The organism is Desertivirga brevis, from assembly GCF_017355835.1.
The window spans coordinates 164,457-177,283 of sequence record NZ_JAFEWF010000011.1 but is presented as its reverse complement, the minus strand read 5'-3'; the positions used below and the strand labels follow the sequence as shown (position 1 = coordinate 177,283).

The window sequence follows — 12,827 nt, the reverse complement described above, 5'->3', positions numbered from 1 at the left end:
AGATCAATCTTTTCAAAACCTATAATTGCTTAAAAGTATTATATGTTTATACTGCTAGTTTAAATCTTGACAATGTTGAAACTTTTGACATCGGAGCAAACCCGTCTTGCAGATATCTATACCATTCAAAATGAGCCTGTAAGTTCCGTTGATCTGATGGAGCGCGCGGCTCAGGCTTTCGTTGCTGTATTTCGTGAAAATTATCCTGAAAAGGAAAGAACGATTTCTATTTATTGCGGAACTGGCAATAATGGTGGAGATGGCTTGGCTATAGCAAGGCTTCTGGATCAGGAGGGCTACTTGAACCTTTCCGTGAAAGTTATCCGGTTTGCATCTCGATGGACCTTAGATTTTCTAGAAAACTTTGATAGGATACAAACGCTTAAGATACCCGTAGTTGAAATTAAAGAAACTGATCCCTTCCCTGTAGAAGATGCAGAGCTTATCATTGACGCTTTGCTCGGAACGGGACTTAACAAGCCTCTTGAGGGTGCCTGGAAGGAGCTTGTTATCTGGATAAGAAGCCTTAACAGGACGATTGTTTCGGTAGATATCCCTACTGGTTTTGCATCGGAAGGCCCTGTAGGCGCAAAAGATATTGCTGTAAAATCAAACCTCACTATAACTTTCCAACGTCCTAAAATTAATTTTCTTCTTCCTGAATCTCAATCCTATATTGAACGGTTTGAGGTAGTGGATATCAAACTTGATGAGCAGTATATACAATCTCAGGATAGTGGTTTCCAGCTTCTGACAGGTAATTTGATTAAGGAGAGGTTGTTGAAAAGGAAGCCTTTTGACCATAAGGGAACATTTGGTCATGCACTAGTGGTTGCCGGTGCTCCTGAAACTATGGGAGCTGCACTGCTTTGTTCTGAAGCGGTGTTGAAAACAGGCGCTGGATTAACGACAGCTTGTGTTCCGGCAGAAGGATTAGCCGCACTTAATGCTCGCCTTCCTGAAGTTATGGCCGCACTTCGGGTTAATGGGGAATTACCTAAAGATTTAAATTGGGAGAAGTACTCGGCCCTTGCTATTGGTCCTGGCCTGGGAATATTTGCTACCAGTAAAGCTATTCTTGAGGAAACTATCAAGAACTTCAGTAAACCTATCGTTTTTGATGCAGATGCACTCAATCTTTTGGCTAGAAATCCTGATCTTTTAGCTTCTATACCTGAAGGCTCTGTTCTCACTCCTCATGTCAAAGAGTTTGATCGCCTTTTTGGTGACCACAATTCCTGGTGGGAAAGGGTGGAAACAGGGAGGGCAAAAGCAGGGCTTTTAAGATCGTTTATCATTCTTAAAAATCGCTATACGATTATTATTACACCCGACGGTCAATGTATCTTTAACCCAACCGGAACCCCAGCTATGGCCTCAGGTGGAATGGGTGATGTTTTGACGGGGATTATCACATCTTTTTTAGCCCAGGGATATTCCTCTGAGAATGCCGCTTTGTTAGGTGTATACTTACACGGAAAAGCGGGAGAGGATGTTGCCAAACCTGTAGTTATTGCTTCAGAGGTAATCCAGCAATTGCAACACAGCCTGAAGGCGTTTTTGTAATAGTAAGCATAGCAGGCATTGGCTTCATTGGCCCTATAAAAGAAAAATTTTATTTAAAAAGAAAAGGCCTTAACCTTTTCAAATTAAGACCTTTATGTTGTTTAAGCTTCACCTTATCTCGGTAAATCGAACAGGTGTTTTTCTGCGTGATAAGAAGAACGAACCAGGGGACCGCTCTCTACATAACGGAAGCCCATTTCCATACCAGCTTCTTTGTATTTAGCAAACTGGTCCGGATGGATCCAGTCGAGTACAGGGTGGTGAGTTTTGCTTGGCTGTAGATATTGGCCTAATGTTAAAATATGCACTCCTGCATCAGCCAGATCCTGCATTGTTTCTAAAACGTCTTCTTCTGTTTCGCCCAAACCAAGCATGATACCGGATTTAGTACGTAAACCAAATTCAGAGATGCGTTTTAAAACTTCCAGACTGCGATCGTACTTTGCTTGTATACGCACTTCTCTCGTGAGGCGTTTTACGGTCTCAATATTATGTGAAACCACCTCGGGCCTTTCTTCACAAACACGATAAAGATTATCCCAAATTCCTTTAAAATCAGGAATAAGTGTTTCCATCGTTGTGCCCGGACTTTCTCTTCTCACTGCTCTGATCGTTTCAGCCCAGATAGTAGATCCGCCGTCTTTCAAATCGTCACGATCTACAGAAGTAATTACGGCATGCTTTACGTTCATCAACTTGATTGAGTTGGCAACACGGTTTGGCTCGTCAAGGTCTACTGCCAAAGGTCTGCCTGTTGCAACAGCGCAGAATGAACACGACCGGGTACAAATATTTCCTAGGATCATGAAGGTTGCCGTACCAGCTCCCCAGCATTCTCCCATATTAGGACAATTACCACTCTCACAAATCGTATGAAGTTTATGTTCGTCAACTAGTCCCCGAACATGCGCATATTCTTTTCCAACAGGTAATTTAACACGTAACCAACTTGGTCTGCGTTGTTGTTGTACCTGATTAGCAGGAATTACCGGCAATTCAATCATAATACAAATGTACAGCATAGATGTGAGATGTGAGGCAGAAGAGATAAGATTTTGACGCTAAATCAATAGACAAGACTTTTACCTTTTCCTTTTATCCTTTTACCTTTAACATCATTATGGCTACATCAAAAATTACATACTTGGGAGATTTACGAACCGAATCGGTTCATCTACAATCAGGCGATAAGATTATAACGGATGCTCCTGTAGATAATAAAGGAAGGGGTGAAGCATTTTCACCAACAGATCTGTTGGCTACATCTTTAGGGAACTGCATGATCACCATCATGGGTATTGCAGCAAGGGAACGAGGAATAGATATCGACGGAACATTCTGTACTATTACGAAAGTTATGGCTGCCGACCCGAGAAGGGTTAGTGAAATTAAAGCAGAGATAACTTTTCCCGGACATTACACAGATAAAGAAAAAGCAATTTTGGAACATTCAGCCAAAACTTGTCCTGTTTTCTATAGCCTTCACCCTGATATTGTTAAGGATATCACTTTTGTGTATTCCCCCAAAAGCTAAATACGAAAAGATAAAATAAAAGCAGTGAGAATCAACTCTTACTGCTTTTATTTAAAATGTCGTCTCTAGGAATTAACTGTCATCTGTTCTGCAGCATCTTCTGCCGAAATTTCGCTATGGGAGGCCTCATAAACACATTCTCCATCTTTAATCAGGAGTAGTTGAGGGGATTCATGGTGAACATTGAAAATTTCAGCAATTGAGTTTGAAATGTTTCTATAATTCAAAAGATCCAGAAAGTAAACGGGAGTATTAGCAGGTAAAGAGTCCCATTCAAACTCGAACTTTCTTTTTGCCATCAGGCTAATCGAGCAACGTGTACTATGTTTAAATATTAAGCTATAGCCCGTAGCAGATTTAATCGAATCTAACTGATCGATTTTTTCTAATAATGTCCAGTTCATAAATAATGATAATCAAAAAAACAGCCAAACTCACACTCGCCATCGCTTCCCGCTGTTTTACGGGTTACTATGCTCTTCTTGGTCGAGGATATGAATTATAAGCAGGGCACATTTTACTTGAACATGATTCAAATATAGTGGCCATTGAAAATAATAAAAGTAGACCGATAGCAACCTTTTTCATCAGAATTAATTGTGTTTTTGTAGATAAGTTTTTCATAAGCAGTAAATTATCTAAAGATACAGTTTATGAAAAAAATCATCAAATAGTTTCTCAATCTGTTGCCGAACTGTTGTTTATTTTATAAAACAAGATGTAAGCCTTCACAGATCTTATATTGTTAATATTTCTGATTCAATACGTTAGGTTTTCAAATTAGTTTCAAAGATTCTTCTCTAATTCAACCATTAGTATCGCCGTTGCCGCAGCCTCATCTCCTTTGTTCCCATGCTTACCACCTGCGCGGTCCATCGCCTGGTCCTGGTTTAAAGTAGTAAGTACTCCAAAGATCACAGGTTTAGCATGTTTTATGCTAACATTTGCGATTCCATTTGCGACTGCATTACATATATAGTCAAAATGTGGAGTTTCACCTTGTATTACACAACCGAGACAAATAACAGCATCGAGATTTTGTTTGCTTAACAGTAGATCTGCTCCTGAGATCAGTTCATAACTTCCCGGAACCAATACCGAAAGAATATCTTCAGGATTAGCCCCCTGCTTAAGCAAAAGGTCGTAAGCGCCTTTATAAAGCGCTCCCGTTACATCTGCATTCCATTGGGCTGTTACAATTCCAAAACGGTAGCCTTTGGCTGAGGGAATAGTAGTGTGCGAGAAATCTGACAGGTTTTTTAAGTGAGTTGCCATGGGGCGAAAATAATAAATGGTTACCTAAAATATTGGTAACCATTCTCGAGCAAGGGTATTTAAAGTTTTTATTACAGCAATCTTACAAGCGGGCTTCTGCTCTCGCGATATAAGCGTCTACTAAAGATGCTTCCTGACTTTCAGGATACTCAGATTTGATCTTTTTGTAAGCATCCAAAGCATCATCATATTTCTTTTGCTCTTCGTATACCAATCCTAACTTTTTAAGAAACATCGGAGAATTGAAAGAATCAGAGCCTTTGTCTGCAGCCTTTTTGTAATAGCTGATCGCTTCGTCGTAATTCTTTAATTCACTGTTGGCATCGCCGATCATTCCAAGCACAAGTGGATCGATAACTGCGCTGCCTGTTGCTGAATAATTTTCTAATGCTTCGATAGCTTTTTTGTACTCTCCTTTTTGAAGGTACAGGCCGCCAAGATATACGTTAGCTAAATTAGCCGACTTAGTGTTGGAGTATTCTTCTGCAATTTTTTCAAAACCTGGGTAAGAACCGTCACCTGTGATTGCTTTATCTGTAAGTGAATCGGCAGCTACATACTCTTCAGCCTTGAACATTTCGTTCACCGCTTTTTCTGCACGTGGCGCCAGGTAAAATTTCTGATATCCAAAATATAATAATACCAGGGCTACAATAGCACCTCCGATAACTGTTAAGCTTTTTCTGTTTTCCTGCACAAAGCTACCTGTGTTGCCTAACTGATTATGCTCAGTAGGGGTATTTATTTGTTCTTTAGACATTTCGTTTATTTAAAGGATGCAAAAATACTCTTTTAAGACATTCTGTCAACAGTCTTTTTTGCAATTGAATGACTAATGTTAGACTGGGGAACAAGCTATGCTGGCATTAGGTGGTGTTAATCCCAAAGCTGATCTTCATTAAGGAATAATTTTATCTAAGTTTGTAAGAGTTTATGTGGCTGCAGAAGTTATCCCTACTAAATTTCAAAAACTATCAGGAAGCAGGATTACGCTTTTCTCCAACAGTAAATGCCTTTACTGGCGACAATGGGGCAGGGAAGACTAATCTCCTTGATGCTATACATTATCTCTCATTATGCAAGAGCTATTTTAATCCAATCGATTCCCAGCAGATAAGGCAAGGTGCCGAATTTTTCATGGTACAGGGTGTGTTTGGAAAGAATGAGAGTGAGGATGTAGTGGCATGTTCTCTAAAAAAGAACCAGAAAAAGCAGTTCAAAAGGAATAAGAAGGATTATCAGCGCCTGGCTGATCATATAGGGCTCTTCCCTTTGGTGATGATTTCTCCGTATGATATCAGCATTATTATTGAAGGTAGTGAGGAGCGAAGACGTTTTATTGATAGCGTAATTTCTCAGACCGATAATCAATATCTTGATGAGTTGATCGCCTATAATAAGAGTCTGACCAGCAGGAACATGTTGTTAAAGAAAATTGCCGAAACAGGGCGGTACGACCCCCTGTTGCTCGAAGTTTACGACGAACAACTTATTGCTTCAGGGACGCGCATTTTCAGCAAGCGGCAGGCTTTTATGGCCGAGTTTTTACCGGTGTTTAACAGACATTACCAGTACGTTAGTGAAGATGCGGAGCAGGTGGAGCTAGTCTACGAATCGCAACTTTTGAGTAGCGATTACGCGGCTTTGTTAAAAAGTTCGGTAGAGAGGGACAGGGTACTTGAAAGGACCACCTGCGGAATTCATAAGGATGATTTGAGCTTCTCTATTCACGACATGCCGATGAAGAAGTTCGGGTCGCAGGGGCAGCAAAAATCTTTTCTTATAGCACTTAAATTGGCTCAATATTCATTCCTGCACCAGAGGAAGGGTTTTAAACCTTTACTGCTGTTAGATGATATCTTCGATAAACTGGATGACAAGCGCGTCAAAAAGCTTATGACAATGGTATCACACCATGATTTCGGGCAAATATTCATTACCGACACCAGTAAGGAACGTATTAGAACAATATTTGCAGGTATTGGAGTGGAAGTTAATATCTTTGAGGTTGAACGAGGTGTAGTAAAATGATCAAGCGGACAAACGATAAAACGATTAAAGAAGCAGTTGAGCAATTGCTCAATGTATACAAGTTGAGACGTAAGTTTGACGAAACCTCTTTGATAGCCGCTTGGCCTGAAATGATGGGGAAAGCAATTGCCTCACGCACAACTCAAATGTATATTCGCGAAAGAAGGATGTTTATAAGGGTAGATTCTTCAGTAGTGAAAAATGAGTTAGTAATGATACGCTCTCAGATACTGGATAAAATGAATGAGAGAGCTGGTAAAAAGGTCCTTGACGAGATCGTTTTTTTGTAGAAATGAATGAGAGAAGGAATGAATGCCTGTTATTCTATCATTCACTCATTCACTCATTCACTCATTCATTCTATCATTGTAGCTTAGAATCTTTCAAAAGCTGAAAAATAGAAGTTTCCTTCGATTTCAGCGTTTTCGTCCGAGTCTGATCCGTGAACAGCGTTAGCCTCAATCGATTCAGCATATTTTTGACGGATAGTTCCTTCGTCAGCTTTTTTAGGATCAGTTGCTCCGATCAAAGTACGGAAATCAGCAACTGCATTTTCTTTTTCAAGAATAGCAGCAACAATAGGGCCTGACGTCATGAAGGATACCAAGTCGCCATAAAAAGGACGCTCTTTGTGCACTGCGTAAAATGCTCCTGCAGCTTCTTTGCTTAATTGGATATATTTCATCGCAACGATTTTGAACCCGCCTTTGATGATATCATCTAAAATTGCACCAGTATGTCCGTTTCTTACAGCATCTGGTTTAATCATTGTAAATGTTCTGTTTGTAGCCATTGTTGTTTTAAATTGCCCCAAAGGTAAGTTTTTGAGGTGAAAGGCAAAAGGTTAAAGGAAAAAGGCAGGCGGAAACCGGAGTTTTAGGGCGTCACTACCGAGTATAAACTAATTTTGTAACATCAGGCTTTTTAATAGCTTTGCATTTCTTAACACGAAGAATGCTGGAAATAACCGCGCTTAAGGAAATATTAGCTGACCCAAAGCATATTGTAATAACAACTCATCACAAACCAGATGGTGATGCTATGGGTTCGTCATTGGGAATGTATAATTATTTGGTCCAAAAGGGACATCATGTAAAGGTGATTTCTCCAACAGATTATCCTGTTTTCCTTCATTGGTTACCTAGTAACTCAGACGTTGTTATTTACACAGAACAAAAGGAAGAAAGTGCAAGGCTGGTGGAGAGTTCGGATCTTATTTTCTGCCTTGATTTCAATACGCTTTCCAGGATAAATGAATTAGGGGAGCTGGTCAGGGTGTCATCAGCCACTAAAGTGATGATCGACCATCACCTCGAGCCTGAAGATTTCGATGATTATCGGCACTGGAATATTAATGCCTGTGCGACAGCTCAATTAGTTTACGATTTTATCGTAAATGTGATGCAGGAAGAACATTTGGTCAATAAAGACGTGGCCAGTTGTTTGTACACAGGCATCATGACAGATTCGGGTTCGTTCCGATTTCCCAACACAACACCTGAAGTTCATCATATTGTTGCAAACCTCATTACAAAAGGAGCAGAGAACTGGAAGATTCATCAACTGGTATACGATAACTTCTCCGAAGACCGTTTACGTTTTCTTGGACACTGTTTACTGAACAATCTTCAGGTGTTCAGGGAGTACAATACGGCCATGATATCGGTAACACAGGCAGAATTACAACGATATAATATTGAGACAGGGGATACTGAAGGCTTGGTTAATTACGCTTTAACCATAAACGGTGTGAGGTTGGCAGCTTTAATTATTGAGCGTGCGGATAAAGTGAAACTTTCTCTTCGCTCTACCGGTGAATTTCCAGCTAACGAAATATGTAAAAAATACTTCCAGGGTGGAGGTCATAGGAATGCAGCAGGTGGTCAGTCTGATCAGCCAATTGCAGAGGTTATAGAAAAGTTTAAATCTATTTTACCAGAATATAAAAGTCTATTATTAGTATAATTTTAAAACCAAATGAAACGAAACTTAATTGTTTTAGGATTGGCTGCTCTTGCTTTCACGAGCTGTAAGCAATTCAAAAAAGGTGAAGGTGATCTCCACTACATTATTCATGAAGATAAAGAAGGGCCAACGATCAAAGAGGGGGATTTTATTGCATTCAATGTAATTCAGAAAACTGAAGAGGATTCAGTAATGTTCAATTCTTTCGATATGGGACGTCCCGCATACACTGCTCAGCAAAAGTCTATGTTCAAAGGCGACTTCGCAACTGCCTTCAGCATGTTAAGCGAAGGTGACAGTGCTTCTTTCAAAATCAATCTTGATTCTCTACAGGCAAAAATGAACATGCCTAAACCAACGAATACAAAAGGAAAATACATTGTATTAAATATCAAGGTAGATAAAGTTATTCCACGTGGTAAGCAAACTGAAGCACAAATGCAAGCTAAAGTGGAGCAATTCTTCAAAGCTGAAGCTGAAAAAGCGAAGAATCGTGAGTCGGGAATTATCAATAGCTACGTATCTGCTAAAGATCTTAAGCCAACAACAACCGTTTCTGGTTTAAAATATGTGATCACTAAAGAAGGTAGCGGTGTTAAACCTGCTCCTGGTGATACTGTAGAATTAAACTATACCGGCCGCTACCTTACTGGTGATAATAAGGTTTTTGATACCAGCGTAAAGGAAGTTGCTCAAAAAGAAGGTAAGCTTGATCCTATGCGTCCTTACCAGCCGATCAAGGTTCCCGCAGGAATGAATGCTACTATTCCTGGTTTCGATGAAGCATTGCTTTTATTAAATAAGGGTGCAAAAGCTTCTGTGATCATCCCTTCCAAACTTGGATATGGTCCTCAGGGAAGCCAGATCATTGGCCCATATACTCCGCTGTTGTTCGAACTGGAGATCGTTAATATCAAGAAAGCTGCTCCTGGTAGTCCGGCACCAGCTCCTGTTATGCCTCCTGCAGCTCCTGCAGCGAAATAATGATTGAAGGAATAAATAAATAATAAGAAATAAGCCCGCCTGTTTATACTATCAGGTGGGCTGTTTAGTTTATATCCATATGAATTTTAAGAAAATACTATCCGCTCTATTGGTTGTTGCTTCGTCGCAGGCGATGGCTCAGCAAACTGCGGGTCTCGAAACTCTGCCGGGAGGAGTTCAGTACAGGATCTTTACTGCAAATACTACCCCTAAAATAAAGGTGAACGATGTGATCACCTTCAATATGATCCAAAGAACCGATAAAGATTCTGTTCTTTACAGCAGTTATACTGCCGGCCGCCCAGGTAAACTTCAGGTTCAGGCTTCCCAGAACAATCTGGATCTAATGGCTTTCCTTCCATTGCTTACAGCCAGAGACAGTGCCTTATTTAGAGTTCCTGCAGATTCGATCTTTAAGGGCGCCCCTGATTCAGAAAGGCCTCCTTTCCTTAAAAAGGGTAGCTATCTCTCGGTAACAGTAAAAGTTGAGAAAGTTCAATCAATGGACGAGGCAATGGCAGAGTATAAAACTGAGATGGAGAAAATGAAGTCTGCTGAAACAGAGACTTTAACAAGATATTTAGCGGATCAAAAGCTTAATACTGTAAAGACCGCTTCAGGATTACATTATGTTATTACAAAATCTTCTGTTAAACCTAAAGCGGTCAAAGGAGATTCTGTATGGGTAAACTATGTTGGAAGTACGCTTGATGGAAAGGTTTTCGACTCTAGTATCGAAGCTGAAGCTAAAAAAGCAGGTTTAGAGCAACCGGGAAGAACTTATGAGCCCATAAAACTAGTTTTAGGACAAGGGCAGGTAATACCTGGATGGGAAGAAGGTCTATTATTATTAAATGATGGAGCTAAGGCAACCTTTATTATTCCTTCTGAGTTAGCTTATGGCCCACAGGGAAGTCCCCCGGCAATCATGCCATTCAGCACTTTACGTTTCGACTTAGAGTTGGTTAAAGTAAAGAAACCTAAAAAGGTTGCAGCAGCGCCAGCTAAAAAGCCGGTATCCACAACCAAAAAGGCAACTACAACTAAAAAGACAACAACTCCGGCTAAAAAGCCAGTAGCGCCAGCCAAGAAGCCGGCAGCCACTACAAAACCAAAAACAAAATAATTAGAAAGCCTCCGTTCGGGGGCTTTTTTCGTTACTGACTTATTTGCTTCACTTAGTCTTAAACTGTAGTTTCAATCATTGACTTACGATTTTCTTTTTGCCTCCAGTCAAACTAGTCATATGTTCGAACTCTTCTCATCTAATCGCTCGTCTCCCTATTAATACGTTTGCTACAATCGTAAATCGTAATTCTTAAAATCGTAAATCCCCTGCAATTCTGTCACCTTGTCATTTTTCTGCATGACTGTTTTTTCTTTTTTCTTGTCAAAATACTGTCAGCCGGGGCAGTACCTTGTATTGGCATAAGCATTGATAAGGAGAAGCAGAATTAATTGTTGAACAATCTAAAGTAAAATATATCATGTCAAAAATTATTGGTATCGACTTAGGAACAACTAACTCCTGCGTAGCCGTAATGGAAGGTAATGAGCCTGTTGTTATTTCGAACAGTGAGGGCAAACGTACTACTCCTTCTATTGTAGCGTTTGTTGAGAACGGTGAGCGTAAAGTTGGGGATCCTGCAAAACGCCAGGCAATTACTAACCCTAGAAAAACGATCTACTCTATAAAGCGCTTCATGGGTAACAGCTTCAATGAGGTTACCAAAGAAACTGAACGCGTACCATATGCTGTAGTTAAGGGTGATAATAACACTCCTCGCGTTGAAATCGACGACCGTAAATATACTCCTCAAGAGATTTCTGCTATGATCCTTCAGAAAATGAAGAAAACAGCAGAGGACTTTTTAGGTCAGGAAGTAACTGAAGCAGTTATTACTGTTCCTGCTTATTTCAACGATGCCCAACGTCAGGCAACTAAAGAAGCGGGCGAAATTGCAGGTTTAAATGTTAAGCGTATTATCAACGAGCCTACTGCAGCTGCCTTAGCTTACGGTTTAGATAAAGCTCACAAGGATATGAAGATCGCGGTGTTCGATTGCGGTGGTGGTACTCACGACGTTTCTGTTCTTGAATTAGGTGATGGCGTATTTGAAGTTAAATCTACTGACGGTGATACTCACTTAGGTGGAGATGACTTCGACCAGGTAATTATTGATTGGTTAGCTACTGAGTTCCAGTCTGAAAACGGAATGGACCTTAAGAAAGATCCTATGGCTTTACAGCGTTTGAAAGAAGCTGCTGAAAAAGCAAAGATCGAGCTTTCAAGTTCTACACAGACAGAAGTTAACTTGCCATATATCACAGCTGACGCAACTGGACCTAAGCACTTAGTTCGCACTTTGAGCCGTGCTAAATTTGAGCAACTTGCCGATAGCTTAATCAAACGTACAATTGAACCTTGTCGTTCTGCTTTGAAAAATGCCGGTTTATCTCCATCTGATATTGATGAGGTTATCCTTGTAGGTGGTTCTACACGTATCCCTGCTATCCAGGAAGCCGTTAAAGCTTTCTTCGGTAAAGAGCCTTCAAAAGGTGTTAACCCGGATGAAGTTGTGGCTATCGGTGCAGCAATCCAGGGTGGTGTATTAACTGGTGAAGTTAAAGATGTATTGCTTCTTGACGTTACTCCTCTTTCATTAGGTATTGAAACTATGGGTGGTGTAATGACCAAATTGATCGAAGCAAACACAACTATTCCGAGTAAAAAATCAGAGACTTTCTCTACTGCGTCTGACAATCAACCGTCTGTAGAGATACACATCTTGCAGGGTGAGCGTCCAATGGCAAACCAAAACCGTACTATCGGTCGTTTCCACTTAGACGGAATTCCACCAGCACCTCGCGGTGTGCCTCAAATCGAAGTAACTTTCGATATCGATGCTAACGGTATCCTGCATGTAGGAGCTAAAGATAAAGCAACAGGTAAAGAGCAAAAGATCCGTATCGAAGCTTCTTCAGGTCTGTCTGACGAAGAGATCCAGAAAATGAAGGCGGAAGCTGAGGCTAATGCTGAAGCAGATAAAAAGGCTAAAGAGGAGATTGACAAGCTAAATGCAGCCGATGCTCTGATTTTCTCAACAGAAAAACAGTTGAAAGAGTATGGCGATAAGATCCCTGCAGAGAAAAAGGCGCCTATCGAAAGTGGCTTGGAGAAATTAAAATCAGCTTATGCTGCTAAGGATTTCGCTGGCATCGACACTGCTCAGGCTGAACTTCAAAATGCATGGACTGCGGCCTCTGAAGACATGTACAAAGCAGCAGGTGATCCAGGAGCTGCAGGTGCTCAGGCTGGGGGCCCGGGTGCTGGTGCTGGAACAGGTAATGCTGGTGGCAATGCCGGAGACGCTGTTACTGATGTAGATTTCGAAGAAGTTAAATAATCTTCAAAAAATATATAGGCAAAAAAGCCGTTCTGATTTTTCGGAACGGCTTTTTTGTTAATACT

Annotated in this window: 13 protein-coding genes; 8 read left to right on the top strand and 5 right to left on the bottom strand. The window is 40.6% G+C overall.

What is annotated here, in order from left to right; all coding sequences use genetic code 11:
• Positions 1 to 72 precede the first annotated feature (72 nt).
• On the top strand, positions 73 to 1,566 hold the full coding sequence (locus J4N25_RS23090) for an NAD(P)H-hydrate dehydratase (protein ID WP_207424209.1): 1,494 nt from the start codon (positions 73 to 75) through the stop codon (positions 1,564 to 1,566).
• A 113-nt stretch (positions 1,567 to 1,679) separates the two neighbouring features.
• Here the strand turns inward: J4N25_RS23090 and lipA are convergent, their stop codons facing one another.
• Positions 1,680 to 2,570 carry a lipoyl synthase gene (lipA, locus tag J4N25_RS23085; protein WP_207424207.1) on the bottom strand — a complete coding sequence of 297 codons (891 nt, stop codon included), beginning with the start codon at positions 2,568 to 2,570 and terminating at the stop codon, positions 1,680 to 1,682.
• Between the two features lie 116 nt (positions 2,571 to 2,686).
• Here lipA and J4N25_RS23080 point away from each other — a divergent pair, with 116 nt between their 5' ends.
• Positions 2,687 to 3,100 (top strand): OsmC family protein, encoded by a 414-nt coding sequence (locus tag J4N25_RS23080; protein WP_207424205.1) that lies wholly within the window; start codon positions 2,687 to 2,689, stop codon positions 3,098 to 3,100.
• Between the two features lie 65 nt (positions 3,101 to 3,165).
• On the opposite strand, the gene ytxJ is transcribed toward J4N25_RS23080, so the two are convergent.
• The 3 genes from ytxJ to J4N25_RS23065 form a co-directional block, all read right to left on the bottom strand.
• The gene (gene ytxJ / locus J4N25_RS23075) at positions 3,166 to 3,504 is read right to left on the bottom strand and encodes a bacillithiol system redox-active protein YtxJ (protein WP_207424203.1); all 339 of its coding nucleotides are present in this window, start codon (positions 3,502 to 3,504) and stop codon (positions 3,166 to 3,168) included.
• A gap of 382 nt (positions 3,505 to 3,886) precedes the next feature.
• Positions 3,887 to 4,375 carry a 6,7-dimethyl-8-ribityllumazine synthase gene (gene ribH / locus J4N25_RS23070; protein ID WP_207424201.1) on the bottom strand — a complete coding sequence of 163 codons (489 nt, stop codon included), beginning with the start codon at positions 4,373 to 4,375 and terminating at the stop codon, positions 3,887 to 3,889.
• Positions 4,376 to 4,457: 82 nt separating this feature from the next.
• Positions 4,458 to 5,135, bottom strand: coding sequence for a tetratricopeptide repeat protein (locus tag J4N25_RS23065; protein ID WP_207424199.1), 678 nt, complete (start codon positions 5,133 to 5,135; stop codon positions 4,458 to 4,460).
• A gap of 173 nt (positions 5,136 to 5,308) precedes the next feature.
• Between J4N25_RS23065 and recF the strand changes: the two genes are divergently transcribed.
• Positions 5,309 to 6,406: a DNA replication/repair protein RecF gene (gene recF, locus J4N25_RS23060; RefSeq protein WP_207424198.1), complete on the top strand. Its 1,098-nt coding sequence runs from the start codon at positions 5,309 to 5,311 to the stop codon at positions 6,404 to 6,406.
• Positions 6,403 to 6,696, top strand: coding sequence for a DciA family protein (locus tag J4N25_RS23055; RefSeq protein ID WP_242695999.1), 294 nt, complete (start codon positions 6,403 to 6,405; stop codon positions 6,694 to 6,696). Before recF ends, J4N25_RS23055 begins: the two co-directional genes overlap by 4 nt.
• A gap of 83 nt (positions 6,697 to 6,779) precedes the next feature.
• On the opposite strand, the gene J4N25_RS23050 is transcribed toward J4N25_RS23055, so the two are convergent.
• Positions 6,780 to 7,199, bottom strand: coding sequence for a nucleoside-diphosphate kinase (locus J4N25_RS23050; protein WP_207424197.1), 420 nt, complete (start codon positions 7,197 to 7,199; stop codon positions 6,780 to 6,782).
• A 161-nt stretch (positions 7,200 to 7,360) separates the two neighbouring features.
• On the opposite strand from J4N25_RS23050, the gene J4N25_RS23045 reads away from it, so the two are divergent.
• From J4N25_RS23045 to dnaK, 4 genes are all read left to right on the top strand, one after another.
• The gene (locus J4N25_RS23045) at positions 7,361 to 8,371 is read left to right on the top strand and encodes a DHH family phosphoesterase (RefSeq protein WP_207424195.1); all 1,011 of its coding nucleotides are present in this window, start codon (positions 7,361 to 7,363) and stop codon (positions 8,369 to 8,371) included.
• Positions 8,372 to 8,383: 12 nt separating this feature from the next.
• Positions 8,384 to 9,355 carry an FKBP-type peptidyl-prolyl cis-trans isomerase gene (locus J4N25_RS23040; RefSeq protein WP_207424193.1) on the top strand — a complete coding sequence of 324 codons (972 nt, stop codon included), beginning with the start codon at positions 8,384 to 8,386 and terminating at the stop codon, positions 9,353 to 9,355.
• A 79-nt stretch (positions 9,356 to 9,434) separates the two neighbouring features.
• Positions 9,435 to 10,481 carry an FKBP-type peptidyl-prolyl cis-trans isomerase gene (locus J4N25_RS23035; RefSeq protein ID WP_207424191.1) on the top strand — a complete coding sequence of 349 codons (1,047 nt, stop codon included), beginning with the start codon at positions 9,435 to 9,437 and terminating at the stop codon, positions 10,479 to 10,481.
• Positions 10,482 to 10,842: 361 nt separating this feature from the next.
• Positions 10,843 to 12,762, top strand: coding sequence for a molecular chaperone DnaK (gene dnaK, locus J4N25_RS23030; RefSeq protein ID WP_207424189.1), 1,920 nt, complete (start codon positions 10,843 to 10,845; stop codon positions 12,760 to 12,762).
• Positions 12,763 to 12,827: the final 65 nt, after the last annotated feature.

Coding starts and splice junctions, on each gene's coding strand:
- J4N25_RS23045 (WP_207424195.1), top strand. CDS start 7,361: ATGCTGGAAATAACCGCGCTTAAGGAAATATTAGCTGACCCAAAGCAT.
- J4N25_RS23055 (WP_242695999.1), top strand. CDS start 6,403: ATGATCAAGCGGACAAACGATAAAACGATTAAAGAAGCAGTTGAGCAA.
- J4N25_RS23050 (WP_207424197.1), bottom strand. CDS start 7,199: ATGGCTACAAACAGAACATTTACAATGATTAAACCAGATGCTGTAAGA.
- recF (WP_207424198.1), top strand. CDS start 5,309: ATGTGGCTGCAGAAGTTATCCCTACTAAATTTCAAAAACTATCAGGAA.
- J4N25_RS23080 (WP_207424205.1), top strand. CDS start 2,687: ATGGCTACATCAAAAATTACATACTTGGGAGATTTACGAACCGAATCG.
- J4N25_RS23065 (WP_207424199.1), bottom strand. CDS start 5,135: ATGTCTAAAGAACAAATAAATACCCCTACTGAGCATAATCAGTTAGGC.
- ytxJ (WP_207424203.1), bottom strand. CDS start 3,504: ATGAACTGGACATTATTAGAAAAAATCGATCAGTTAGATTCGATTAAA.
- J4N25_RS23090 (WP_207424209.1), top strand. CDS start 73: ATGTTGAAACTTTTGACATCGGAGCAAACCCGTCTTGCAGATATCTAT.
- lipA (WP_207424207.1), bottom strand. CDS start 2,570: ATGATTGAATTGCCGGTAATTCCTGCTAATCAGGTACAACAACAACGC.
- J4N25_RS23035 (WP_207424191.1), top strand. CDS start 9,435: ATGAATTTTAAGAAAATACTATCCGCTCTATTGGTTGTTGCTTCGTCG.
- dnaK (WP_207424189.1), top strand. CDS start 10,843: ATGTCAAAAATTATTGGTATCGACTTAGGAACAACTAACTCCTGCGTA.
- J4N25_RS23040 (WP_207424193.1), top strand. CDS start 8,384: ATGAAACGAAACTTAATTGTTTTAGGATTGGCTGCTCTTGCTTTCACG.
- ribH (WP_207424201.1), bottom strand. CDS start 4,375: ATGGCAACTCACTTAAAAAACCTGTCAGATTTCTCGCACACTACTATT.